The 24416-nt window shown below is 61.7% G+C and carries 20 protein-coding genes; 9 read left to right on the top strand and 11 right to left on the bottom strand.

The window, feature by feature from the left end; genetic code table 11:
* Positions 1 to 170 precede the first annotated feature (170 nt).
* Positions 171 to 4865, top strand: a complete 4695-nt coding sequence (locus U862_RS0128435) for an RHS repeat-associated core domain-containing protein (protein ID WP_025113504.1) — start codon at positions 171 to 173, stop codon at positions 4863 to 4865.
* A gap of 5 nt (positions 4866 to 4870) precedes the next feature.
* Positions 4871 to 5473, top strand: coding sequence for a hypothetical protein (locus U862_RS0128430; RefSeq protein ID WP_025113503.1), 603 nt, complete (start codon positions 4871 to 4873; stop codon positions 5471 to 5473).
* Positions 5474 to 5522: 49 nt separating this feature from the next.
* On the opposite strand, the gene U862_RS0128425 is transcribed toward U862_RS0128430, so the two are convergent.
* The 5 genes from U862_RS0128425 to U862_RS0128405 all read right to left on the bottom strand — a co-directional run bounded on the left by U862_RS0128425 (position 5523) and on the right by U862_RS0128405 (position 12015).
* On the bottom strand, positions 5523 to 6794 hold the full coding sequence (locus tag U862_RS0128425) for an FAD-dependent oxidoreductase (protein WP_025113502.1): 1272 nt from the start codon (positions 6792 to 6794) through the stop codon (positions 5523 to 5525).
* Positions 6795 to 6797: 3 nt separating this feature from the next.
* The gene (locus tag U862_RS0128420) at positions 6798 to 8375 is read right to left on the bottom strand and encodes an aldehyde dehydrogenase (NADP(+)) (protein ID WP_025113501.1); all 1578 of its coding nucleotides are present in this window, start codon (positions 8373 to 8375) and stop codon (positions 6798 to 6800) included.
* A gap of 62 nt (positions 8376 to 8437) precedes the next feature.
* A complete protein-coding gene (locus U862_RS0128415; protein WP_025113500.1) occupies positions 8438 to 9385 on the bottom strand; it encodes a dihydrodipicolinate synthase family protein in 948 nt (315 codons plus the stop codon).
* Positions 9386 to 9437: 52 nt separating this feature from the next.
* The gene (locus U862_RS0128410) at positions 9438 to 10364 is read right to left on the bottom strand and encodes a 4-hydroxyproline epimerase (protein WP_025113499.1); all 927 of its coding nucleotides are present in this window, start codon (positions 10362 to 10364) and stop codon (positions 9438 to 9440) included.
* 22 nt (positions 10365 to 10386) lie between these two features.
* Positions 10387 to 12015, bottom strand: coding sequence for an APC family permease (locus U862_RS0128405; protein WP_025113498.1), 1629 nt, complete (start codon positions 12013 to 12015; stop codon positions 10387 to 10389).
* Between the two features lie 200 nt (positions 12016 to 12215).
* Here U862_RS0128405 and U862_RS0128400 point away from each other — a divergent pair, with 200 nt between their 5' ends.
* A complete protein-coding gene (locus U862_RS0128400) occupies positions 12216 to 12989 on the top strand; it encodes an AraC family transcriptional regulator (RefSeq protein WP_025113497.1) in 774 nt (257 codons plus the stop codon).
* 9 nt (positions 12990 to 12998) lie between these two features.
* On the opposite strand, the gene phnE is transcribed toward U862_RS0128400, so the two are convergent.
* From phnE to U862_RS0128375, 5 genes are all read right to left on the bottom strand, one after another.
* Complete coding sequence (gene phnE, locus U862_RS0128395; protein WP_025113496.1) at positions 12999 to 13766, bottom strand: phosphonate ABC transporter, permease protein PhnE; 768 nt, start codon at positions 13764 to 13766, stop codon at positions 12999 to 13001.
* The gene (locus U862_RS0128390; RefSeq protein ID WP_025113495.1) at positions 13763 to 14590 is read right to left on the bottom strand and encodes an ABC transporter permease; all 828 of its coding nucleotides are present in this window, start codon (positions 14588 to 14590) and stop codon (positions 13763 to 13765) included. Before U862_RS0128390 ends, phnE begins: the two co-directional genes overlap by 4 nt.
* Positions 14584 to 15381 carry a phosphonate ABC transporter ATP-binding protein gene (locus U862_RS0128385; protein ID WP_025113494.1) on the bottom strand — a complete coding sequence of 266 codons (798 nt, stop codon included), beginning with the start codon at positions 15379 to 15381 and terminating at the stop codon, positions 14584 to 14586. The genes U862_RS0128390 and U862_RS0128385 overlap by 7 nt, the downstream gene beginning before the upstream one ends.
* Positions 15378 to 16241 carry a putative selenate ABC transporter substrate-binding protein gene (locus U862_RS0128380; protein ID WP_025113493.1) on the bottom strand — a complete coding sequence of 288 codons (864 nt, stop codon included), beginning with the start codon at positions 16239 to 16241 and terminating at the stop codon, positions 15378 to 15380. Before U862_RS0128380 ends, U862_RS0128385 begins: the two co-directional genes overlap by 4 nt.
* A gap of 151 nt (positions 16242 to 16392) precedes the next feature.
* The gene (locus tag U862_RS0128375; protein ID WP_025113492.1) at positions 16393 to 16797 is read right to left on the bottom strand and encodes a RidA family protein; all 405 of its coding nucleotides are present in this window, start codon (positions 16795 to 16797) and stop codon (positions 16393 to 16395) included.
* A gap of 123 nt (positions 16798 to 16920) precedes the next feature.
* On the opposite strand from U862_RS0128375, the gene U862_RS0128370 reads away from it, so the two are divergent.
* Positions 16921 to 17847: a LysR family transcriptional regulator gene (locus U862_RS0128370; RefSeq protein WP_025113491.1), complete on the top strand. Its 927-nt coding sequence runs from the start codon at positions 16921 to 16923 to the stop codon at positions 17845 to 17847.
* Here the strand turns inward: U862_RS0128370 and U862_RS0128365 are convergent.
* Positions 17825 to 18685: a LysR substrate-binding domain-containing protein gene (locus U862_RS0128365; RefSeq protein WP_025113490.1), complete on the bottom strand. Its 861-nt coding sequence runs from the start codon at positions 18683 to 18685 to the stop codon at positions 17825 to 17827. The genes U862_RS0128370 and U862_RS0128365 overlap by 23 nt on opposite strands.
* A gap of 111 nt (positions 18686 to 18796) precedes the next feature.
* Here U862_RS0128365 and U862_RS0128360 point away from each other — a divergent pair, with 111 nt between their 5' ends.
* From U862_RS0128360 to U862_RS0128340, 5 genes are read left to right on the top strand one after another with little or no spacing between them, the layout of a single operon-like run.
* Positions 18797 to 19849: an agmatine/peptidylarginine deiminase gene (locus tag U862_RS0128360; protein ID WP_025113489.1), complete on the top strand. Its 1053-nt coding sequence runs from the start codon at positions 18797 to 18799 to the stop codon at positions 19847 to 19849.
* A gap of 3 nt (positions 19850 to 19852) precedes the next feature.
* Complete coding sequence (gene aguB, locus U862_RS0128355) at positions 19853 to 20761, top strand: N-carbamoylputrescine amidase (protein WP_025113488.1); 909 nt, start codon at positions 19853 to 19855, stop codon at positions 20759 to 20761.
* A 2-nt stretch (positions 20762 to 20763) separates the two neighbouring features.
* Complete coding sequence (locus U862_RS0128350) at positions 20764 to 21864, top strand: extracellular solute-binding protein (RefSeq protein WP_025113487.1); 1101 nt, start codon at positions 20764 to 20766, stop codon at positions 21862 to 21864.
* A gap of 47 nt (positions 21865 to 21911) precedes the next feature.
* Entirely contained in the window at positions 21912 to 23033 is a 1122-nt protein-coding gene (locus U862_RS0128345) for an agmatine/peptidylarginine deiminase (RefSeq protein WP_025113486.1), read from the top strand.
* 50 nt (positions 23034 to 23083) lie between these two features.
* On the top strand, positions 23084 to 24106 hold the full coding sequence (locus tag U862_RS0128340) for a GlxA family transcriptional regulator (RefSeq protein ID WP_025113485.1): 1023 nt from the start codon (positions 23084 to 23086) through the stop codon (positions 24104 to 24106).
* Positions 24107 to 24416 lie beyond the last annotated feature (310 nt).

The raw sequence follows: 24416 nt of genomic DNA, 5'->3' as shown, positions 1-24416 counted from the left end.
CGCAACTTCTTGCGCACTTTGACCCTGTTTGGCGCAGTGGAACAGCGCCGTCCCGAGCGGTTTGATTTCAAGTGCTTGATAAGTAATGGCTATATGATGGCTGGCACGACTTTTGGTTGTTTTTTCGCACACTGGCAGCCCGTGGGCAGCCTCGTACGAGGAACAATGGTATGTTCGCATCGACCGAGAGTACCCCACCCGATCGGCATCCGCCGCAAGTCGCGATCGTTCCGCTGAATCTGATTCAGGTCGAAGATATTGGCCGCAGTGCCGCCCGCTTCGATGCCTGGCTCAGGACGAAAAGCGCAGATGTGGTGACGCTCGATCGCCTCCAGGCGCAAGCCGCTGCATTGACGGCTGCCGGCAACATCATGGCTTTGGTCGATGCTCTGAACGACATCGCCGAACTCTGCGATAGCGCAAGGCGCGATCCACTGGACTGGGTCAGCCTGGGTATCAACCTGATCGGTGTCCTGCCTGAGCCGCCGACCATGGCCGCCGCCCGCATGAGCTTGCGCCCGACGCTGTTTCTGGTGCGCCAGGCACTGAGCCAGAGTGGTAAGCAAGTGCTCGGCGATTCGCTGATCGAAACGGTGATTGGCCATCTGAATGCCGATATCGTCGGCACTCTGGATGATTTCGTGACGCAGGCTCAGGCCCGACTCCCGGAGATTCTCGATGCCGCTGCGACCCTCGGTGCAGGTATTGCCAACGAAATCGCCAATGGCCTAGAGAGCGCCGGTAACGCTGTGCTCGATGGCAAGCCTGGCCAGCACCTGGACGCGGCGACAGTCGAGCAGTTCTTGCATGATCCCAAGGCTACCATCTGCAACATTTTCGCCGCTGTCGCCAGTGCCTGCAAAGCGGCTGGTCGTGGCATGGCCAGCAGCGGGCCACAAACGCTGCCTGCTGCTCAGGTCAAGCAACGGCTACTCGACACGGCGGCCGCAATGCGGGCAATGGCAACCGAGTCGCACACGCGAATCACCAGCCTCGGCAATGTCGAGCAGCAACACTCCATTGGCGGCCTATTGCAGGTACTCGCCCAGGCGGTCGAGGTTTGGCGTCAGCGCAATGTCCAGGGGCAGGGTGCCAATGTCAAACCGGCGGCAACCAGCCAGGCCAGACACATGGCCGGCGAAGGCGCGCTGGAGGTGCGCAAGGACGAGATCGCCGCCGATAAGCGACCCAACGAAGAAAAGAACAAAGTGTTGTGCAGTACCTGTCGGCGCATCAGCTTTGCCGTGGGCAGCGAGTCATTCGATCACACGGATTTCTCGTTACCGGGACCGTTCCCGATCGACTGGACCCGAACCTATTGCTCCAGCCTTGATGCCTATGACAAGGAGGTGCTTGGCGCTCGCTGGATCACCCCGTTCACCACGCGCTTTGATCGCGTTGGCAATGGTCTGGGGTTTCACGAGTCCGATGGCCGTCAGATCGATTTTCCGCTGCCCAAAGTCGGCGCAACGCATTACGACCCCATCGAAAACCTGACCCTGGTGCGCAGCAGCGAAGCGCAGTTGCTGCTCTGTCGCGGTTTCGAACGGCAGGAATGCTACGTCTGGCACGGCGAAAGTTTTCAGTTGATCAGCATCGTTCTGCGCAACGGCGCCGGGATCATGTTGCATTACGAGCATCGCCACGGTGCGCGTTCTGTGCTGTCGGACCTGATGACTTTTCAGGGTGACATGACCCAGGTTCACCGGCACCTGGGCACCCTGATCGATGATCAGGGGCGGGTGACCGGCCTCTGGGAAATCGCCGATGGCGTGCCACAGCGGCAGCTGTGCGCCTATCAGTACGATGAACTGGACGACCTGATCCAGGCGCAGGATGAGAGCGGTGAAGCCTGGACGTATCAATACCAGCACCATCTGGTGACTCGTTACACCGATCGCACTGGCCGCGGCACCAACCTGCAATGGCAGGGGACGGGGGCCAATGCCCGAGCGGTTCGTGAATGGGCGGACGATGGCAGCTTCGACACGCAGCTGGAATGGGACCCGCGCATTCGTCTGACCCACGTCACTGACGCCCTCGGCAATCAGACCAGGCACTACTGCGACGCCCTTGGCTACACCTATCGCATCCGTTACGCCGACGGGCGCAGTGAATGGCTGTTTCGCGATGAGGCCAAGAACGTCCTGCGTCATGTGCACGCCGATGGCGGCGTTGATCGCTACCGCTACGATCAGCGTGGCAACCTGCTCGAACATATCCGTGCCGATGACAGCGTGGCGCACTACGCGTTTGATGATCAGGACCAGTTGATCAAGATCCTTGAGGCCGAAGGCGGGTTGTGGTGTCGAGCTTACGATGATCGCGGTAACCTGGTGGAGGCGATCGACCCACTGGGGAACAAGACCGAGTACGCGTATAACCAGGCGGGTCTGCCAACAGGCATGAAAGCCGCCAACGGCAGCGAGAAAACGCTCGCCTACAACGACGCCGGGCAATTGCTGGAGTACGTCGACTGTTCAGGCAAGAAGAGCGTCTGGGCGTATGACGACCTCGGGCAAATGGTCTACTTTACCGATGCGGCCGGGCAGAGCACGGAGTACCAATACCGCTGCGGCCAGGTGGTGCTGGTCAAGCATCCGGATAGAAGCGAAGAGCGCTTCGAATATGATGCCGAAGGGCGATTGCTCGCTTACTCCGATGGTCTCGATCGTTGCACGACCTGGTCATATAACGCAGCGGGAATGATTGCCGAGCGCGTGGATGCCTGTGAGCAGACCTTGCACTATCGCTGGGACCGACTCGGTCAATTGATAGCTCTGGAAAATGAAAACCAGAGTGCGGCACGCTTCCAGTTCGATGGAATGGGCCGATTGCTCGAGGAGCGCGGATTCGACGGGCGGATTACCCGTTATCAGTACGATGCGCAAAGCGGCCGGCTGGCATGTGTAATCAACGGCGAGCATCGCCGTGCACCGCATTTCGATGCAATGGGACGTCTGACCGAAACCGTTGTCAGTCTGTCAGGGCGCTCCCAAAGTGAAACGTTCGCCTATGACGGCAATGGCAATCTCACGCAGGCCAGCAATGCCGACAGTCGGCTGCAATGGTTCTTCGATCCGGCCGGCAACCTGCTGCGCGAACATCAACACTATCTGTGCCTTGAACAACCGATCGTCGCAGTCTGGCAGCATGAATACGACGAACTCAACCAGCGGATAGCGACCGTCCGCCCGGATGGTCATCGGGTCAGTTGGCTGACGTATGGCAGCGGCCATCTTTTGGCGTTGCGCCTGGATCAACACGACCTGATCCGTTACGAGCGCGATGACCTGCACCGCGAAATCGCCCGGCATCAGGGCAATCAACTGGTTCATACGCAGCAATGGGACACAGTCGGTCGACTCCAGGAGCAACTGCTGGGCGGAAACGATGGCATGTCAACGCTGCTCAAACGTAGCTATCAATACGATGCGGCGGGTCAGCTCACTGACATCAACGACAGCCGTCGCGGTCACATCGGTTATCGCTACGATCCGGTCGAACGTCTGCTGGCGGCCACGACCCGGCAAGGTGAAGAAATCTTTGCCTTCGACCCGGCAAGCAACCTGCTGGATGGCACCTCGAGCGAGACCCGCCGCCCACTGGATCAGACCCCCATGCGCAACAAATGCGCCGACAACGTGCTGCGAGAGCAGGCCGGCACTCACTACGATTACGATGAGCGCGGCAATCTGATAGAGCGTTTCAAGGACGGCAAGCGCAGTCGGTTGCAATGGGATCTGTTCGATCGGCTGGTGCACTTCGAAGACCCGCGGCTCATGGTTGATTTCACTTACGACGCATTGGGCCGGCGTCTTTACAAAAGATCCAGCGCGCACTTCAAACAGCATTCGCAGGCGGGCTCGCAATGGAACCGCAGTGAACAGGCCCGGGCGCAACGGGAGTATGGTTGCGGTTTCACGTTGTACGGATGGGACGGCGACAATCTTGCCTGGGAAAGCAGTCCGGGCCAGCAGGATGGGGCAGTGGGCCGCACCGTTCATTACCTTTATGAACCGGGCAGTTTTGTGCCGTTGGTACAAGCTATCTGCAACGCGCCCATCGATTTGCCAGTCCAGCCTGACTACGACGACGAGTACCGTCTTGAAGAGGATCTCCTATGGAACCGACAACCCGCAGCATCGGCCTTCGACGCGTTGCTGTGGTATCAGTGTGACCACCTCGGTACGCCACAGGAGCTGACAGACACCGAGGGCAATCTGGCCTGGAGCGCGCAATACAAGGCCTGGGGGCAAGCGCAGGAGCTACGTTCGGAATGGGCGCAGCAACTGGGCGTAGAGAACCCGATACGTTTTCAGGGCCAGTATCACGATCATGAGACAGGGCTGCATTACAACCGGTATCGGTACTATGACCCAGCGGTTGGGCGGTTTATCAGCAAAGACCCGATTGGTTATGCCGGAGGGCTGAATCTTTATCAGTATGCTCGCAACCCGATACTCTGGGTCGATCCGCTTGGTTGGGTTCCGACGCCGCTGACAGCCGGTGGTTATATCGTTTATGGTCTTTTCAGAGGCAGCCAGAAAATTCCCTTCTATGTCGGGTTGACCATGCAAACTCCACTGGCACGTGAGGCTCAGCACGCCAATAGTTTTTTCCAAGGACAAAGCCGTTTGGGAACGGGGAGTTTGAGAGTTTTGCAGCCAAATTTGACGTACTCACAGTCAAAAGGGTACGAGCAGTATTTCATTGAGAAATACAAAACCCTGACGGGGTGGCCGGGCAACCGAATCAATGCGATCAACATGCGTAGACAGGACCTTAGAGCCAAGTCCCACGTAGCCTGGTACGAGAAAATCAAGAAAGCCGATACGTGTAAAAACGATCAGACGCAGGAATAAGAGCGATGAAGATGTTAGGCAAGAGTGCCTGTCCTGGGGATTTTTTTTACATTCCAGCGTACGGAGAGATGCAGCAACAAGGCTTTGTGATTGCCCGTTTCATTGAGAATGTGTCAGGTAATCTGGGGTACTTGATTGAGGTTTTTGAGCGGTTTTACACGACACCGCCCGGCACCCGGGAAGATGTAGATATACGCAACCGCCTGTTCAAACCCGTATTGTGTTCCTTCAGATTTTCGGAGGTTCCCAAGTGGCGGGTGCTTTTTTCAGACCCTGATTACGATAGGGCGCAATCCAATTATGACGACATCAAATTTTTATTTTATTCAAGTCTCTGGGTGGGTGGGAAAGATATACCCCAGTCCCAGTGGAGCGGCAGTCTTTCCATTATTGAGGAAGCCGTCTGCTGGCGCACACTTCATCTGATCTTCAGGGTAAACGCGCACTTGGCAGGGATTTTCGGTGCAGATGAACCCTACGATTACGACCGGCTACCCAACGACCTGAGAGAGGACAACCCAGCGGCCATCGCTCGCGTCGTTTCACTCGCGCAAGCGATGGATGACAAGTTCAAGGCATGGGCAGCTGAGTCTAAGAAGAAAAAATAGGTGCAAGCCATTTCAGGTTTCCAGCCTGGACGCCTGCATGTCGTTAACCTCAGAAACGATTCAGCCGATAGGCCGCAAGCGGCGGCAGGTCATGTGTTGCGACTGCTGCCGGTGATGTCAGTTGCGCGACCAGTTCCGCTGTAATCGCCGCTTGCGTCAGCCCCAGGTGCTGATGACCGAAGGCGAGCAGCACCTTGCCGTCGCAGACCTTGTCGATGATCGGCAGCGAGTCCGGCAGCGACGGGCGAAAGCCCATCCACGGTGTCGCGTCTTCAGCGTTCAAGTCGCGGCGGAACAAGCCCTTGCTCAAACGGTGCAGCTGCCAGGCACGCTCCATGAACGGCGGGCGCTCAAGGCCGGCGAACTCCACCGTACCGGCCAGCCGCAGGCCGCCCGCCATCGGGGTCATGATGAACTTGCGCTCCAGCGAGGTGACGGCGAACGGCAGCCGCCCGTGCTCATGCGGCAGCATCAGGTGATAGCCGCGCTCGGTGTCCAGCGGCACCTGTTTGCCGGTCAACTCAGCAGTGAGTCTGGCCGAGTGCGCGCCACAGGCGATCAGCACCTGGCGCGCGGTGAAGCGGCCTTGAGTGGTGTTCAACGCCACGCAATGTTCCTGCAACTGGCCGCCCAGCACCTCTTGTTCGAGAAACTGCACGCCGGCCGTTTTCGCGGCGTTCACCAGTTCACACACCACTCGATACGGGTCGAGAAAGTGCCCGGTGCGCGGAAAGAACAAGCCGCCCTGAATCTGCGCGCTGAGTTGCGGCGCACTGTTCTGCACAGTATTGGCCGACCAGAAATCCACCGGCACCTGTTGCTGACGCATGCGCGCCTGCAAGGCTTCGATGGCTTGTCGCGATTCGGCGCGTTCGAACACCAGCAGCGAGCCGTCCTCCTTGAGCAGATCGGTTTGGCCGATGCTCTGCAGCAAGCGATTCCACGCCGCGAAGCTGCTCTCGTTGAGCGCACGCAGGCCAGCGATCGTGCGCTGGAACGGCGCCGGGCGCAGGTTCAGCAACAAACGGGTGAACCACGGCACGGCGCGCGGCATGTACTTCCAGTCGAGGCGCAGCGGTCCCATGGGGTCCATGAGCATCGCCGGTAAACGCTTGAGGATCGACGCGTCGGCAATCGGAAACACCTGCTCGGTGGCCAGATGTCCCGCATTGCCGAACGAGGCGCCGTGGCCTGGCGGCTGACGGTCGATGACCACCACCCGCCGGCCCTGACGCGCCAGTTGCAGGGCGCAGGCGACACCGATGATACCGGCGCCGATCACCGCGATGTCGGCGTTGTCCGCTGTGAAGTTATCGGACATGTTTCAGGCTTCCCTCTGACCGTCGAGCAAACGCCGCAAGTGCAGCGGATTGGCTTTTTGCAACGCTGACGGCAGCAGGCTGTCGGGGAAGTCCTGATAGCACACCGGGCGCAGGAACCGCAGGATCGCCGCGGTGCCCACCGAGGTGCTGCGCGAGTCCGACGTGGCCGGGAACGGCCCGCCGTGAACCATCGCATCGCACACTTCGACGCCGGTCGGCCAGCCGTTGATCAGCAGGCGTCCGGCCTTGCGCTCCAGCGTCGGCAACAAGGCCCCGGCGCGGTCCAGATCGGCGTCATTCAGTTGCAGGGTGGCGGTCAACTGGCCTTCCAGGTGCTCGCAAACCTGATGGATTTCATCGTCGTTGGTGCACTGCACGATCAGTGACGCTGCGCCGAAAATTTCCCCTTGCAGACGTGCGTCGGTGAGGAAGTCCTGAGCCTGTGTGACGAACAATTGTGCCTGGCACTGGTTCGGCCCTTCAGCGGCGAGACCACTGGCTACGCGCTGCGCTTGCGGATGTTCGGCCAGCGCGCCGACGCCGGTTGTATAGGCGCGGAAAATTCCCGGTGTGAGCATGGTCTGCGCCGGACTACGCTGGACCAGCTCGGCGGCCGTTGCGATGAAACGGTCCAGTGCCGGCCCTTGGTGAGCAATCACCAGCCCGGGGTTGGTGCAGAACTGCCCGGCGCCCTGGGTCAGCGAGGCGACGAAGCCTTGCGCCAGCGCTTCGCCCCGCGCCGCAAGCGCTGCCGGAAACAACAGCACCGGATTGATCGAACTCATTTCCGCGTACACCGGAATCGGCTCGGGCCGCGCCTGCGCCGCTTTGCTCAGGGCCATGCCGCCACTGCGCGAGCCGGTGAAGCCCACGGCCTTGATGCGCCAGTCGCTGACCAGCGCAATGCCTGCTTCGTTGCCGGAACCGAACAGCAGCGAGAACACGCCCTCGGGCAAGCCCGATTTTTTCACTGCGCGAGTCAGTGCCTGGCCGACCAGCTCGCTGGTGCCGGGATGCGCGCTGTGTGCCTTGACAATCACCGGGCAACCGGCGGCCAGTGCCGAGGCGGTGTCGCCGCCCGCCACTGAGAACGCCAGGGGAAAGTTGCTGGCGCCGAACACGGCTACCGGCCCCAGCGCGATCTGCCGCTGGCGCAAATCAGAACGGGGCAGCGGCTGGCGTTGGGGTTGCGAGTGATCGACCCGCACGTCCAGCCACTCGCCGGCACGCACGGTGCGGGCGAAGGTGCGCAGTTGCCCGCAGGTGCGCCCGCGCTCGCCTTGAATACGTGCACGCGGCAGACCGCTTTCGGCCACCGCACGGTCAATCAGCGCATCGCCGAGGGCTTCAATCTCATCGGCAATGCTTTCGAGAAATTCGGCGCGAACGTTCAAAGACGTCTCGCGATAACGGTCAAACGCTTGCCACGCCAGGGCGCAGGCCTGTTCGACATGCTCAGCGCTGCCGCCGGCGTAGGCCGGTTCCAGCACGGCGTTGGTGGCGGGGTTGATCGCGCGGATCGCTTCACGGCTGCCGGCAATGGCTTGGCCGCCGATCAGCATGTGGCCTGTCAGAGTCATGGCGCTTCCTGATATCTGGGGGGGGGGGAAGCCCCGGCGAAACGCCGGGGCAGAGACAGCGGTCAGGCGAGGTTCTGTTCGGCGGACCAGTTTTTGTACCACTGGCGGAACAGCGCGTACTGGGTCTCGGCGTAGCGGCGCTGGGCGTCGCTCAGGGCGTCGGTTTCGTTGAAGTGCAGGGCGTATTCGCGATCGCCGTTGAGCACCATCAGGTGCTTGTAATACAGCACCAGGTCGCAGCCTTCATCGAACGACGACAGCACCGCCAGCGCCGCTTCCAGTTCGCGGGCCAGGCGCCGCGCCTTGGCGTCACCCTTGGCCGCTTGCTTGCTCAGCGCCACCAGTTGCAGGACTTCGCGGGGCAGGGCGTTGCCGATGCCGGTGATGGCGCCGGTGGCGTTGCAGTTGACGAAACCGTGCACCACCTGGGTGTCGACGCCGACCATCAGGGTCACGGCATCGTCCTGCGAGGTGATGTTCTCGGCGGCGTAGCGCAAGTCGGCGCCGCCACCGAACTCCTTGAAGCCGATCAGGTTCGGGTATTCGCGGCGCAGTTCGAAGAACAGGTCGGCGCGGGTGGCGAAGCCGTAGTAGGGGCTGTTGTAGATCACCGCCGGCAGGTTCGGTGCGGCTTGGAGAATGGCGGCGAAATGGGCTTTTTGCGCGGTCGCGGAGGCGCCACGGGACAGCACTCGTGGAATCACCATCAGGCCATGGGCGCCGACTTTCGCGGCGTGGGCGGCGTGAGATATCGCTTCACGGCTGTTGACCGCGCCGGTGCCGACGATGGTCGGTACGCCGGCAGCCACCAGACGCGCCACGCCTTCCTGACGCTCGGCCTCGGTCAGCAGCGGCCAGTCGCCCATCGAACCGCAGTAAACCACCGCGCTCATGCCGATATCGATCAACTCGCGGCCCTTGGCGACCAGGGCGTCGAAGTCAGGTTTGCGCGCGGCGGTGCACGGAGTCATCAGGGCCGGAATGCAGCCAGTGAAGATGTTATCGCTCATTGTTGTAGCTCCTCGGGACATTCATTCAGATCGGTAAAAAAAGCGGGGCAGGTCAGATGCCCCAGGCGAAAGGGTCTTGTTCGTCGATCAACAGGGTGGCGTCGGCGGTCATGTAGGCGCGTCCGGTGATGAACGGGCGCACGCGCTCGCCCTCCCATTCGAAGCGGCCTTCGAACTGGCTACCGGTGATGCTCGCCTGGGTCCAGACCTGGCCTGCGGCGAGTTTGCCGTCGGCGGCCAGGCAGGCGAGTTTGGCGCTGGTGCCGGTGCCGCACGGCGAGCGGTCGTAGGCCTTGCCCGGGCACATGACGAAGTTGCGGCTGTCAGCCTGGTCGTCATCGGCAAACAGTTCGACGTGATCGATCAGCGCGCCGTCCTCACCGTGGATGCCTTGGGCTTCCAGGGCCTTGAGCATCGCCCAGGTGTAATCGGTCAGGGCTTGGACGTTGCTCATCTGCAGGTCGTGGCCGTGCTCCGAGACGAGGAAAAACCAATTGCCGCCCCAGGCGATGTCGCCGAACACGCGACCGTAACCCGGCACTTCCACCGGCACCTGTTTGCGGTAGCGGTAGGCGGGCACATTGCGCAGGGTCACCGCGCCGTCCTCGTGCAAAGTCGCGCTGACCGGGCCGACCGGGGTGTCGATCTGGTGCACGCCCGGTTCGATGCGCCCCAGGTGATGCAGCGAGTTGATCAGGCCGATGGTGCCGTGGCCGCACATGCCGAGGTAACCGGCATTGTTGAAGAAGATCACCCCGCAGGTCGCATCCGGCGAGACCGGCTCGCAGTACAGCGCGCCGACCAGCACGTCGTTGCCACGCGGCTCCAGCAGGCAGGCACGGCGCCATTGGTCATGCTGGGTGCGCAGGCTGTCGCGCTTCTCGGCCATGCTGTTGCCGTGCACGTCGGGGAAGCCTTGCATCACCAGGCGCGTGGGTTCACCGCCGGTGTGGGAATCGATGATGTGTATTCGTTTCATGAACTCGTCCCTTGCGTGAAAGTCAGGCGTGAGCCGGGCGTTGGCCGGTGGCGGTGCTGGCGGAGGATTCAGCGGCTTCGCTTTCGTCGTCCTCGGTTTCCAGGCGAATCAGGTGCGCCGGTACGCCGGTGGCGGCGCCCCAGTAATAGATGCCCAGCGCGCAGACCGCGACGATCACCGTGTCGAACGGATGGCTGAGCACGCCGATACCACCGAAGCTGCCGAGTTTGGAGAGGACGATGGTCACGGCGTAGAAGCCGATCAGCCATGCCGACGAGCGCACTTGCTGGCCCAGGTTGAGGTGCGCGGTCGGCACCATGCGGCCACACAGCAGGTAGATGACGAACATCAGGATTTGCAGGCCGAGCAACCACGACACGGTGCCCCAGCCCGACCAGTAGACGATCAGCGCGGCAATGATGAACGACAGCGGCCCGAGCACGCTCATGCCCTTGACCCGGAACGGACGCGGCATGTCCGGTGCACTGCGGCGCAGTGCGGCAACTGTCACCGGGGCCACGGCGTAGCTCAATACCAGCGCGGCGGAGACCACGTTGATCAGCGCTTCCCACGACGGGAACGGCAGGGTCCAGAACACTGACAGGCCGAAGGTCAGCCACAGCGCCGGACGCGGGATGCCGGACTTCTCGTCGATGCGGGTGAAGATCTTGAAGAAGGTCCCGGTCTGCGCCCAACCGTAGATCACCCGTGGGGTGGCGTTCATGTAGATGTTGCCGCAGCCGCTGGGGGAAATCACCGCGTCCGCCACCACCAGGTACGCCAGCCAGCCGACGCCCAGCGCCAGGGCGATATCGCGATACGGCAGGGCCAGTTCCTTGGCGACGCCGGCCCAGCCATTGGCGAGCATTTCGGTCGGGATGCCGCCGAGGAACGCGGTTTGCAGCAGTACGTAGATAGCGGTGGAGAGCAGCACCGAAAGGATCAGCGCAATCGGAATCGTGCGTTGCGGATTCTTCACTTCGCTGGCCACCGAAATGATCGGCGTCAGGCCCAGATAAGCGAAGATCACACCGCCGGCCGACACCGCCATTTCGATCCCGGACAGGCCGAACGGGGCAAAGCCATGCACCTCGAAATTGGCCGGTTTGAAGAAGGTGAACAGCACGCCAATGACCAGCAGCGGCACGATGAACTTGAACACGCTGACCAGATTGTTGGCCATGGCGAAGGTTTTCACGCTGCGGTAGTTGAGCAGGAAAAACAGGCACAACAGACCCAATTGCACAAACCAGCCGAGCACGGTCGGGTCGCTGGAACCGGCTTTGGTCAGTTCGGGAAACCACGCCGCCGCATATTGCCGTGAGGCGACGACTTCGATCGCCACCAGGCTGGAAAACGCGATCAAGGTGATGAAGCCCATCAGGTAGCCGAGCAGCGGCCCGTGGGAGTAAACCGGGTAGCGCACCACGCCGCCGGCGCGGGGCAACGCGGCGCCCAGTTCGCAGTAGACAATGCCCAGCAGCAACACGGCGAACCCACCGAGCAGCCAGGAAAAAATGCCTGCCGGACCGGCAATGGCGGACACGTGACTGGCCGCGAACAACCAGCCTGAACCGAAGATCGCCCCCAGTCCGATGAACGTGAGGTCTATTAATGAAAGTTGTTTTTTGAACTTGCCTTGGCCTGTCATAGCGTCGCCTTCTTGTTGGTTGTTGGAGGGGCGTGCAGTGGCGCTACAGTGAACTCATCAAGCGTGGCGCGATTGATGTTTTTTGCTGGAAGCGATGACGAATTCAGCACAGTCGTCCACGCGAAAGCCCCGGCTCGACAGGCTGTCAGCCTTGGGGCAATCTGCGCGCAGGTGAATGCGCAACGTGGGGAGTGAGGGGCATGATGCAGAATGCGTTTGCGATCCTGAGCCAACAGAACGAGGCGAGCCGCCCGCAGACACTCGACGATCTGTTGGCAGGCATGGCGCTGCTGTTACCGATGCTGGACGTGATTCCCAACGCGGCGATCTTCATCAAGGATTTGCAGGCGCGCTACGTCATGGCCAACCGCACGCTGGTGCAGCGCTGTGGTTTGAAAGACCTGCGCCCGTTGCTCGGCAAGACCAGTGCCGAGGTGTTTCCGGCGCAACTGGGCCCGGGCTATACCGAGCAGGATCGGCGGGTGCTGGAAGAGGGATTTGTGCTGGAAGATCAGCTGGAACTGCATCTGTACGGCAGTCGCGAACCCGGCTGGTGCCTGACTCACAAGCGTCCGCTGTACGACCGCAATCATCGGATCATCGGCCTGGCAGGGATTTCGGTAGACCTGCAAACCGCCAGCGAAACCCACCCGGCGTATCAACGCCTGGCGGCGGTGGACGAGTACATCCGGGCGAACTTCAATCGCCGTGTCAGCCTCGGTGAACTGACGCGCATCGCCGGAATTTCAGTGGCGCAACTGGAGCGTTACTGCAAACGGGTGTTCCACCTGACACCGCGGCAGATGATCCAGAAAGTACGTCTTGAGCATGCGCACCGGCTGTTGCACGGCGACTTGCCGATCACCGAAGTGGCGCTGCAGTGCGGTTATACCGACCACAGCGCGTTTACCCGGCAGTTCAAGGCGTCGACCGGGTTTACCCCGCGCCAGTATCGGTCGGCGACGGGGCAGTGAGGTGTCTCGTCAGGCCTTGACCCAACGCTGCCGGCTCCAGGCACTCAGCGAATCCACGCCCAGCACCAGAATCAGCATCGCCAGAATCACCGTGCTCGCCTGCGCTTCCTGAAACAGGCTCAGGCTGACATACAGCATCTGCCCCAGCCCGCCGGCGCCGACGAAGCCCAGCACGCTGGCCATGCGGATGTTGTTTTCCCAGCGGTACAGGCAATAGGCGAGTAACTGCGGGGCGAGGTTGGGCAGGGTGCCGTAGCAGAAGGCGAGCACCGGGTTGCCGCCCTGCAAGCGGATCGCTTCGGCCGGTTCGGGTGGGGTGTTTTCCAGCGCTTCGGCGAACAACCGACCGAGTACGCCGGTGGTGTGCAGGGCCAACGCCAGGGTGCCGGCGTTCGGGCCGAGGCCGGCGGCGAGCACCATCAGCGCCGCCCACACCAGTTCCGGAATTGCCCGCAGACCGTTGAGCAACAGGCGCGAGGCGCTTTGCAGCGGCCAGCCGAAACGCCCGGCAGCGGGTAACGCTAGCAGGATGCCGAACACCGCCGCGAGCAGGGTGCCGAGGGCCGACATGGCGAGGGTTTCCATTGCCCCTTTGAGGATCGCCTGCAAGTGCGTGGCACTCAGGTCCGGGCTGAGAAAACGCTGCGCGTAGGCGCCCATCTGCTTGAGGCTGGTGCTGCTGGCCAGTTCACCGAGGTCGAGTTCGAGATAACCGAATGAGGCGATAACCGCGACACCAATGCCGACAATCAGCAACAGATTGATCAGGCGACTCATGTCAGCCTCCAGCGCAGCAGTCGGCTGAGTTGATCGGCGCCGAGCACCAGGATCAGGAAGGTCAGCAACATGCTCGCCACTTCACCACTGGCGAACATGCGCAGCGACAGGTCGATCTGCTGCCCCAGGCCACCGGCACCGACAAACCCCATCACCACCGACGCCCGAATCGCGCACTCCCAGCGATAGACCGTGTACGACAGCAGCTCCGCCGCGACATTTGGCAGAATCCCGTAGGCAAAACCTGCGAGCCGCCCGCTGCCGGCCTGCATCAAGGCATGCGCTGGACGCTGGTCGGTGGACTCGAAAATTTCCGCATAAACCTTGCCGAGCATGCCGCTGTAGGTGATGGCGATCGCCAGCACACCCGCCGCCGGGCCGAGGCCCACGGCGCGCACGAACAGCAGCGCCCAGACGATTTCCGGCACGCTGCGCAGGAAGATCAGCAGCCCGCGCACCGGCCAGCGCAGCAAACGCCCGGCCCGGCTTGGAACACCACTCCGTGAGGATGCAGACAGCGACAGCGCACGGCTGGCAAGCAAACTGGCCGGCACCGCCAGCAGCAAAGCCAACGCCATACCGGCGGTGGCGATGGCCAGGGTTTGCAGGGTGGCTTTGAACAGAAGTTGGAGGAAATCGGCGTCGTGCGCCGGCGGCCAGAAGCCCGCGATGAAACGGCCCATTTCGGTCTGACTGTCGGTGTGCAGTAGCACCCCCAAATCCAGTTCGCTGAGCTGGATGCCCGGCCACAACAAGACGATCGCCAGCAAGGTCAGCAGCAGTCGCGGCCCGGTCGCCGGGTCTCGTGTATCGACCTTCAGCATCGCGGAATCTGCACGATCAGCGGCGCACTCGGCGTCGTCGGGCTTTGTAATTGTTCGTTGGCGTAGAGCGTGTCGAGCATGTCGCGGCTGACCTGTTCGGCAGGGCTGTCGAACAGGATCTGGCCGTCGCGCAAACCGATGATGCGCGGAAAATGCGCCAGCGCCAGTTCCACCGCGTGCAGGCTCGCCACCAGCGTGACGTGATGCGCCCGGGCATGTTGCGAGAGGATCGACAGGGTGTGCCCGGCCAGTACCGGGTCCATCGCGGAGACGGGTTCGTCCGCCAGCAGAATGTCCGGTGCCTGATACAGCACCCGGGCAATGCCCACACGCTGCAATTGGCCGCCAGACAATTGCTGGCAGTGAGCGAACAGCTTGTCGTCCAGATCCAGCCGTGCGAGTGCCGCACGGGCACCGGCAATGTCCAGCGGATGCAGCAGATTCAACAGGCTCTTGCCCAGGCTCCATTGCCCGAGCTTGCCGGCCAGCACGGCCGTCACCACGCGTTGGCGCGGCGGCAGCGGTGGTGCCTGATGGACCAGACCGATGCGCGCACGCAAGCGTTGGCGTTGGTGAGTGGAAAGGTGCCAGGGACGTTCGCCCAGGATCTCGATTTCGCCGCTGCTGGGACGCAAAGCCGTGGCCAGCAGGTTCAACAGACTCGATTTGCCGGCTCCGGACGGGCCGATGATCGCCACCTGTTCACCGGCACCCAATTGCAGATCGACGCCGCGTAGCGCGTCGACCCCATTGGCGTGGTGCAGGCGGCCTTGTTTGAGGCTCAGGGTCATTTCAACAGATCGGCGGCGCGAGCAGCTTCCTCGATGCCCTTGTAGTTCTCGGGCTTGGTGTCGATGAAACGGCTGGCTGCCTGCAGATCAAGAATCTTCTTCTGCTCCGGATTGGCCGGGTCGAGGTCGAGGAAGGCTTTTTTGATCTTCGCCGCCAGTGCCGGATCGAGCGTGCCGCGCACAGTCCAGTTGTAATCGAAGTAGGCCGGGGTGGTGGCGAACACATGAACCTTGCTGGTATCGACCTTGCCGGCGTCCACCAGTTTCTGCCAGACGCTGGCGTTCAATACACCGGCGTCGACCTTGCCGGCCTGGACCCAGGCAACCGTGGCGTCGTGGGCGCCGGAGTAGGCGACGCGACTGAAATAGGCTTCAGGTTTGATGTTGTCGTTCTTCAGCATGAAGTAACGCGGCATCAGACTGCCGGAGGTGGACGACACCGAGCCGAAGGCAAAGGTTTTGCCCTTGAGGTCGGCGAGGCTCTTCACGTTCGGGTCGGCGGTGATGAACTTGCTGGTGAACTGCGCATCCTGCTCGCGCTGCACCAGTGGGATCACCGGAGTGGTGGCGTCCGTCTTCAGGCGCGCCTGAACAAAGGTGAAACCGCCCAGCCAGGCCATGTCGAGACGATCGGTTGCCAGGGCTTCGACCACTGCCGGGTAGTCGGCCACGGGGACGAACTGCACTTTCATGCCCAACTGCTGCTCCAGATAAGCCCCCAGCGGCTCGAACTTGCGCAGCAATTCGGTCGGGGCTTCATCGGGAATCGCGCTGACCCGCAGCACATCGGCGGCATGCGCCACCAGAGTGGAAAAAGTCAGGGCCAGGCCAGCGGTCAGTGCGAGGGTGCGTTTGAGCATGGAAATCTCCGTTTCATGAGCGTCGCATTCTAAGCGCCGCGGGACGCGGTGTCGCGGCCGGGCGCTCAATCAGGTTAGACGAAACGGCGAGGTTATACGCAGCCGGGCAGTTAAAGGCCAGCCGCGCTGTCTGGCGATGTTTTACTCCAGGTTACGATCCATGATTTTCCGGCAGTCTGGCGATCACCTTGATCTCGAAACGAAAGCCTGCCAGCCAGGTCACGCCCACCGCCGTAATCGTCGGATAGGGCGCCTTACCCCAGAACTCCGGCACCACCTCCCAGATGGTTTCGAACGTCGATTGCGGATCGACCATGAACACGGTCACGTCCACCGCATCATCGAAGCTGCACCCGGCAGCATTGAGGATCGCATTCAGGTTGTTGAAGGCCAGGCGCACCTGATGCTGCAGGTCCGGTTCGGGCGAGCCATCTTCACGGCTGCCGACTTGCCCCGAGACAAACAGAAAGCCATTGGAACGAATCGCCGGCGAGTAGCGGTGGCGCTCGTAGAGAGCATGGCGGGCCGGCGGGAAAACTGCATCACGTTGGGTCATGGGTGGGCTCCATCGTTGTTTGAACGTTGACGATGGGGCGACTTTAGGGGCTTGCGCAGCGCCGATAAACGCGCAATCTTGTTGTTCACTGTTTGCAGATTCCAAACAATCAGAGGGAGCGAAGTGGACCGTTTCGATGCAATGCAGGCGTTCGCCCGGGTGGTCGAGGCAGGCAGTTTCACCAAAGCTGCCGAGACTCTGCACATGAGCAAGACCACCGTGACCCAGCTCATCCAGCAGTTGGAAGCACGGTTGCGGGTAAAGTTGCTCAACCGCACCACACGCAAGGTAAACGTCACCGCCGATGGCGCGATTTATTACGAGCGGGTGATCAGTTTGCTGGCAGATCTGGATGACGCCGAAACGGGTCTGTCTGGCGCCACTGCGTTGCCCAGGGGGCGCTTGCGGGTGGATGTGCCGAGTCCGCTGGCACGCCTGATTCTGATTCCGGCGTTGCCCGATTTTCACCAGCGTTACCCGGACATTCAGATCGACATGGGCGTCAGTGACCGCATCGTCGATATCATCGATGAGAACGTCGATTGCGTGGTGCGCGGCGGCGAGTTGCTGGATCAGTCGCTGATGGCCCGGCGGGTGGCCGATCTTCAATTGGGGGTATTCGCTGCGCCGAGTTATCTGGCCCTTGCCGGCACGCCGATGCATCCGCGGGAACTGGAGGATTCCCATCATCGAGTGGTCGGTTTTCTCTGGGCGCGCACCGGCAAACCGGTGCCTTATGCCTTGCACAATGGCAGCGAGCATTTGCAGATCAAGGGGCGCCACGTGTTGGCGGTCGACGACGGCAATGCCTACCTCGCTGCAGGCCTGGCCGGCATGGGCGTGCTGTGGTTGCCCAGGTACATGGCAGATCCGCACGCCGCGCGGGGTGAGCTGGTGCCGCTGTTCGAGGACTGGCAACTGAAACCGATGCCACTCTACGTGGCGTACCCGCCAAACCGGCATGTCAGCCTGAAGCTGCGGGTATTCATCGACTGGATCATCGAACTGATGGCGCAACATGCGCCGGTCATTGCTCGCCCAGCTGAGTGATCAACCACTCGCTGAAGCATCGCGCCATCGGGTCGTTCTCGCTGTCGCGGTGGGTCAGCAGCGCCCAGTTCGGGCCGCGAATGGTTTGCTCAACCAGCGGCTGCAACAGCCCGCTGGCCTGCACCTGACGGCTGAGCAACTGACTGACCAGCGCAATCCCCAGGCCGGAACACGCAGCATCCAGCAGCAGGCCCGGATCGGAGAAATTGAGCCCCTGATCCTGCTGCCCGACGTCGATCCCGGCCTCGACCGCCCAATGGCTCCAGTCCATTTCCCGTTCGCCGTGCAACGTGGTGCGCTGCGCAGCGGGTTGCGCCAATACATTCGGATGACAGGCCGGGTAGAGGCGGTCGGCGTGCAGCACCTTGAAACTGCATTCGGCCTGGGAACTGATGTCGTCGCGCACGGCAATATCGATGGTTTGTGTGGCCATGTCCGGTACTTCATCGGTGCTGTAGATCCACAGATCCACCTCTGGATGCCGAGCGCGAAAATCCGCCAGACGCGGCAACAACCAGTGTCGGGCGAATGCCGGTGTGGTGTTGAGCACCAGTTGATTGGGCTTCTGATATTGCCCGAGGCGCCGGATGCCAACCGCCAATTGCTGGAGCATCGCCTGCGTGGTGCTGAGCAGATCGTGGCCGGCGTCGGTCAGCGCTACGCTGCGCCCGCTGCGAAAGAACAGCGGCTGTTCGAGGTACGCCTCGAGGCTGCGGATCTGCTGGCTGATCGCCGATTGAGTGAGGCTCAACTCTTCTGCGGCCTTGTGAAAACTGCCAAGGCGGGCAGCGGCTTCAAAGCCGCGCAGGGAGCTGAGTGGCGGCCAGTGTTTGAGCATATCGATAAGTTCCTCTAATCAGTTATCCGCTAAATCCATCGTTTGTTTGCCTGTTTATGCGTCCGTAGCATGTTCGTCGTGAACACATTGGCTTAACTAACGAGGCTTATCATGCAGCACAATGACAATAAAAACAGCGCCTGGATGATGCCGGCGGAATGGGTCACCCACGCCGCCACATGGATGGTCTGGCCGCATAACCAGGCCTTGTGGGAGTCGGGTTGGCGCGTGACCCTGGCGCAGGTGCAGGAAGACTTCGCCCGGGTGGCCAATGCCATCGCCCGTTTCGAGCCGGTGAAACTGGTGGTCGATCCGTCAGCCATCGCCAGTGCCAAGGCACTGTGCGGGCCGAACATCGAATTGATTCCGCTGGCGGTCAACGACAGTTGGTGCCGCGACTCTGGCCCGAGCTTCATTTGCCATCCGCAGCAAGGGCTGGCGGGTGTGAGCTGGCGCTTCAATGCGTGGGGCGGCAAGTCGGCGCACGATCTGGACGAAAGCCTGGCACGCCGCGCACTCAATCATCTTGGCCTGGAATGCTTCGGCACGCCGCTGAGTAACGAGGGTGGGGCGATTCACGTTGACGGCGAGGGCACGCTGATCACCACCGAGTCGGTGCTGCTCAACCCCAATCGCAACCCGGGCATCGGCAAGGCCGAGATGGAAGAGATTTTCAGCCGCTTGCTGGGGGTGAAGAAAACCATCTGGTTGCCGGGCGATCCGGATTACGTCACAGGCGACATGACTGACGGCCACGTCGATGGCGTGTGTGCGTTCGCCCGGCCCGGCGTGTTGTTGGTGGATGCGACCCACGACCAGAACTCGGTGTACGCCGAAGTGGCGCGCGAGAATCGCCGCGCACTGGAGCTGGCGACCGATGCACAAGGCCGTAAATTCGAGCTGATCGAACTCTACGAAGCCAGCGAAGCGGTGGACGCTGAAGCCGAAGTGTTCTGTGCCTCGTACACCAATTTCTACATCGCCAACGGCGCGATCATCATGCCGGCCTACGGCATCGAGGCTGACCAGGTCGCTGCCAAAGTACTCGAACAGGCGTTCCCCGGACGTGAAGTGGTACCGGTGCGCATCAATCACCTGGCCCATGGCGGCGGGGGCGTGCATTGCATCACCCAGCAGCAACCTGCCTGGCCGCTGGAGGGTTGATCGATGAGCCATCTGACCATCGCCACTACCCAGATGCCGTGCACCTGGGACCTGCAGCACAACCTCGATCAGGCCGAGCAACTGGTTCGCGAGGCGGCCGCGAAGGGCGCGCAGGTAATCCTGTTGCAGGAGCTGTTCGCCACGCCGTACTTCTGCATCGAGCAAAGCCACAAACACTTGGCGCTGGCCGAGGAGTTTCGCGACAGCCGCATGCTCCAGCGCTTCGCCGCACTGGCGAAAGAGCTGGGCGTGGTGCTGCCGTTGAGCTGGCTCGAGAAGGCCGGCAATGCGTATTTCAATTCGCTGACTGTCGCCGATGCCGACGGGCGCCTGTCGGGGGTGTATCGCAAGACCCACATCCCCAACGCCATTGGTTATCAGGAGAAGGAATATTTCAGCCCCGGCGACAGCGGCTTCAAAGTCTGGGACACCGCGTTCGGCCGCCTCGGCGTGGGCATCTGCTGGGATCAATGGTTCCCCGAAACGGCGCGTTGTCTGGCGTTGATGGGCGCTGAAGTGCTGCTGTTTCCCACCGCCATCGGCTCTGAGCCTGGCTGTGCGGCGCTGGATTCTCGCGACCACTGGCAGATGACCATGCGTGGTCATGCGGCCGCCAATCTGTTGCCGGTGGTGGCTTCCAACCGTGTCGGGGGCGAGGTCGCGACCACCGATCCGGCGCTGCACATGCGCTTCTACGGCTCGTCGTTCATCAGTGACCACAAGGGCAAGTTGCTCGCCGAGGCCGACCGCGACAGCACCGGCGTGCTGGTGCGCAGCCTCGATCTCGACGCCATGCGCGAGGAGCGCCTGAGCTGGGGCATCTACCGTGATCGCCGGCCGGACATGTATGGCGCACTGCTCAGTCATGACGGTCGCCACCTGCATGCACGCTGGAATACTCAAGGGGTTTGAACATGGCTACGCACCACAAACGACTGCTCGGCGCGCTGGGTCTGGCGCTGACTTGCGTGATCCCGTCGCTGCATGCCGAGGACAAAACCCTGCGGCTGTACAACTGGGCCGATTACTTTGCCGAAGACACCCTGAGCCGGTTCACCGCCGAAACCGGGATCAAGGTGATCTACGACGTCATGGACGGCAGCGAAACCCTCGAAGCCAAGATGCTCTCCGGTGGCAGCGGCTACGACCTGATCTTCCCCGGTGACACCGTGGCCGAGCGCCTGATGCGTGCCGGCAGCCTGCTGCCGCTGGATCAATCGAAGCTCGCGGCACTGGCCGACATCGAACCCGGCCTGCAGAAATTGCGCAGCCATTACGAACATTCCAGCCAGGCCACCGTGCCCTACACTTGGGGCACCATCGGCCTGACGTATAACGCCGCGCAGATCCAGCAGCGCATGGCCGATGCGCCGGTCAACAGCCTGGATCTGCTGTTCAAACCGGAACTGGCGGCGAAATTTGCCGATTGCGGGATCTCGATGATCGACTCGCCGGATGAGGTGCTGGCAGTGGTGCTCAATTATCTGGGACGCGACCCGCGCAGCGCCAAACCGGCAGATCTGGCGGCGGCCAGTGACTTGCTGATGAAACTGCGCCCATACATTCGCAAGTTCCAGTCGCAGCCGGTGACCGATCTGGTCAACGGCAACCTGTGCCTGTCGCTGGGTTACAGCGGCGACATGACCCAGGCTCAACGCACCTCGGACAGCGCTGGCAAGACCACGAAATTCCAGTACCGCATTCCCCGCGAGGGTACTACGGTGTGGATGGACACCATGGCGATTCCGGTCGATGCCAAACACCCGGAGTACGCCTATGCATTCATCAACTTCGTGATGCGCCCGCAGAACATGGCCGCGATCAGTAACTTCACCGGCTACCCGACCTCCAACGCCAAGGCGCGAGCCAGTGTCGATGCCGCCATGCGCGACAACCCGGACATCTACCTCGACGACGCGACCTATGCTCGATTGATCCCGGGCAAGGACATTCCCCAGGCCGACATGCGCGCCCGCATGCGTACCTGGACAAAGTTCAAAACCGCCACCCCGTGACGCAACCGCCGGCGCCTGGTCGCCGGCCATTTTTCAGGAAAGCCAACATGTCGACTCGTCGTGAGTTCATCAAACAAGTATCGGTCGCCGCCGGTGTCAGCGCCGCGTTCATGGGCCTTGGCCTGTCGCCGGGCAAACTGCTGGCAGCCAGCGCGCCGGATTGGTTCATGCCGGACGAGGGCGACCAGCACGAACGCGCGTTCATCGCGTTCGGTGCGCAGGACGCGATCTGGGAAGACTTCACCGCTGACGTGCAGGCCGCGCTGGGCCGCATCGCCCGCGCCATTGCCCGGTATGAGCCGGTGACCGTGTTCTGTCGCAAAGGCGAGCGCAGCCTGGCCGAAGAGTATTGCGGCACGAGCAATGTCACTTACGTGACTGCGGCGCTCGACGACATCTGGATGCGTGACATCGGCGCCAACTTCGTCATCGACGACAAGGGAGGTCTCGGTGCGGTGGACTTCAACTTCAATGGTTGGGGCAACAAACAGCAGCACAGCAAGGATGCGAAAATCGCCGCGACAGTGGCCCACGACGCACAAGCGACTTACCTGCGCAGCGAGCTGGTGGGCGAGGGCGGCGGCATCGAAGTCGACGGTCACGGCACCGGGATCATGACCGAAAGCAGCTGGATCAACAGCAACCGCAATCCGGGCTGGAGCAAGGCTGACGTCGAGGCTGAACTGAAGGCGCGGCTGGGCTTGCGCAAAATCATCTGGCTGCCGGGGATCAAGGGCAAGGACATCACCGACGCCCACGTCGATTTCTACGCGCGGTTCATCAAGCCCGGTGTGGTCATCGCCAACCTCGATACCGACCCGCAATCCTACGATCACCAGGTCACGCTGGCGCACCTGGAGATTCTCAAGAAGGCCACCGACGCTGACGGCCGGCCGCTACAGATCCACACCGTTTCGCCGCCGCTCAATCCACGCAAGAGCAAATTCAGCAAGAACAACCCGGATTTCGCCGCCGGTTACATCAACTACTTCGTGATTAACGGTGCGATTATCGCCCCGGAATTCGGTGACAAGGCGGCCGATCAGAAGGCTTACGAGCTGCTGTCGAAGCTATACCCGGAGCGCAAAGTCGAGCTGCTGAACATCGATGCGATTGCTGCCGGCGGCGGCGGGATTCACTGTGTGACCAGTCATCAGCCGCAAGCGTGATTGACTCTTTGGCCCATCGAGCCAACTATCGGCGGATAACAACATGACCGATGGGCCAGACCTTGATCGAACGACGTCAATTCAGCGGAGGCATGAAGGGCAAAAATCTCCGCTATCTGAATGAACAATCTGCTGACTTCCGCCTCACCCGCACCGGTTTCCTGCTGCTGGAACACTTTTCGCTGCCGGCCTTCACCCAGGCCCTGGATACGATCATTACCGCCAACCTGTTGCGTGCCGGGCTGTTCGCTTCGCGCACGTTCGGTCTGGGTGAAGGCGAGGTGATCAGTGATCTGGGCCTGGTGATTCGCCCCGATGCACGCATTGACCCGGCCAGCCTTGCCGAGCTGGATCTGTTGGTGGTGTGCGGCGGTTATCGCACGGAACTGAAAGCCAGTGAGGAGTTGATCAGCCTGTTGCGCGCGGCGGCGGAACGCGGTGTCAGCCTGGCCGGTTTGTGGAACGGTGCGTGGTTTCTCGGGCGGGCCGGGTTGCTCGATGGTTATCGTTGCGCGATTCACCCGGAACACCGGCCTGCGCTCACGGAAATTGCCAAGTCGACTCAGGTCAGCAGCGAACCTTATGTGATCGATCGCGACCGGCTCACGGCGTCCAGCCCGTCGGGGGCTTTCCACATGGCGCTGGACTGGATCAAGGGCCTGCACGGCAAGGCATTGGTTGAAGGGATCGAGGACATTCTGGCATTCGAGGAGTCGCGGTATCGGCGGATCAAGCCGGATGAAAACCTCTGCGTCAGCGCACCGCTGCGCGAGGTGGTTAAACTGATGGACGCCAACCTCGAAGAGCCGCTGGAGCTTGAGCAACTGGCGGTGTATGCCGGCCGCTCGCGACGGCAGTTGGAGCGTTTGTTCAAGGAGCAACTGGGCACCACGCCGCAGCGCTATTACCTGGAGCTGCGCATCACCGAAGCTCGCCGGCTGTTGCAGCACACCGAGCTGTCGCAGATGGAAGTGCTGGTGGCGTGTGGTTTTGTGTCGCCGAGCCATTTCAGCAAATGCTACAGCGCGTTTTTCGGCTATCGACCGTCCAAGGAAAAACGCCTGGTCAAATAGACCGAGCCGTTGTTCGTCTCCAGCCAAAGACACCTCCCCATGTGGGAGCGCGCCTGCTCGCGAAAGCGGTGTGTCAGTCAGCATATGCAGTGCCTGATGTGGCCTCTTCGCGAGCAAGCCCGCTCCCACAATTTTAATTGGGTGGTGCCAGGGGCACTGGCACAGCACCGGCCCCATGTGGGAGCGAGCCTGCTCGCGAAGGCGGGGTGTCAGTCAGCCTATGCAGTGGCTGATGTGGCCTCTTCGCGAGCAAGCCCGCTCCCACAATTTTAATTGGGTGGTGTCAGGGGCACTGGCGCCGCGCCGGCCC

The organism is Pseudomonas sp. H1h, from assembly GCF_000633255.1.
Classification (GTDB): Bacteria; Pseudomonadota; Gammaproteobacteria; order Pseudomonadales; family Pseudomonadaceae; genus Aquipseudomonas.
The sequence above is the reverse complement of the archived record's forward strand: the minus strand, read 5'-3'. Positions and strand labels throughout refer to the sequence as shown.

What these genes read in the sequence shown, in the direction of transcription:
- U862_RS0128380 (WP_025113493.1), bottom strand. Translation starts at nt 16,241, where the DNA reads ATGCTCAAACGCACCCTCGCACTGACCGCTGGCCTGGCCCTGACTTTT.
- U862_RS0128345 (WP_025113486.1), top strand. Translation starts at nt 21,912, where the DNA reads ATGTCGACTCGTCGTGAGTTCATCAAACAAGTATCGGTCGCCGCCGGT.
- U862_RS0128365 (WP_025113490.1), bottom strand. Translation starts at nt 18,685, where the DNA reads ATGCTCAAACACTGGCCGCCACTCAGCTCCCTGCGCGGCTTTGAAGCC.
- U862_RS0128360 (WP_025113489.1), top strand. Translation starts at nt 18,797, where the DNA reads ATGCAGCACAATGACAATAAAAACAGCGCCTGGATGATGCCGGCGGAA.
- U862_RS0128435 (WP_025113504.1), top strand. Translation starts at nt 171, where the DNA reads ATGTTCGCATCGACCGAGAGTACCCCACCCGATCGGCATCCGCCGCAA.
- phnE (WP_025113496.1), bottom strand. Translation starts at nt 13,766, where the DNA reads ATGAGTCGCCTGATCAATCTGTTGCTGATTGTCGGCATTGGTGTCGCG.
- U862_RS0128385 (WP_025113494.1), bottom strand. Translation starts at nt 15,381, where the DNA reads ATGACCCTGAGCCTCAAACAAGGCCGCCTGCACCACGCCAATGGGGTC.
- U862_RS0128405 (WP_025113498.1), bottom strand. Translation starts at nt 12,015, where the DNA reads ATGACAGGCCAAGGCAAGTTCAAAAAACAACTTTCATTAATAGACCTC.
- U862_RS0128415 (WP_025113500.1), bottom strand. Translation starts at nt 9,385, where the DNA reads ATGAGCGATAACATCTTCACTGGCTGCATTCCGGCCCTGATGACTCCG.
- U862_RS0128390 (WP_025113495.1), bottom strand. Translation starts at nt 14,590, where the DNA reads ATGCTGAAGGTCGATACACGAGACCCGGCGACCGGGCCGCGACTGCTG.
- U862_RS0128375 (WP_025113492.1), bottom strand. Translation starts at nt 16,797, where the DNA reads ATGACCCAACGTGATGCAGTTTTCCCGCCGGCCCGCCATGCTCTCTAC.
- U862_RS0128350 (WP_025113487.1), top strand. Translation starts at nt 20,764, where the DNA reads ATGGCTACGCACCACAAACGACTGCTCGGCGCGCTGGGTCTGGCGCTG.
- U862_RS0128420 (WP_025113501.1), bottom strand. Translation starts at nt 8,375, where the DNA reads ATGACTCTGACAGGCCACATGCTGATCGGCGGCCAAGCCATTGCCGGC.
- U862_RS0128410 (WP_025113499.1), bottom strand. Translation starts at nt 10,364, where the DNA reads ATGAAACGAATACACATCATCGATTCCCACACCGGCGGTGAACCCACG.
- U862_RS0128425 (WP_025113502.1), bottom strand. Translation starts at nt 6,794, where the DNA reads ATGTCCGATAACTTCACAGCGGACAACGCCGACATCGCGGTGATCGGC.
- U862_RS0128340 (WP_025113485.1), top strand. Translation starts at nt 23,084, where the DNA reads ATGGGCCAGACCTTGATCGAACGACGTCAATTCAGCGGAGGCATGAAG.
- aguB (WP_025113488.1), top strand. Translation starts at nt 19,853, where the DNA reads ATGAGCCATCTGACCATCGCCACTACCCAGATGCCGTGCACCTGGGAC.
- U862_RS0128400 (WP_025113497.1), top strand. Translation starts at nt 12,216, where the DNA reads ATGATGCAGAATGCGTTTGCGATCCTGAGCCAACAGAACGAGGCGAGC.
- U862_RS0128430 (WP_025113503.1), top strand. Translation starts at nt 4,871, where the DNA reads ATGAAGATGTTAGGCAAGAGTGCCTGTCCTGGGGATTTTTTTTACATT.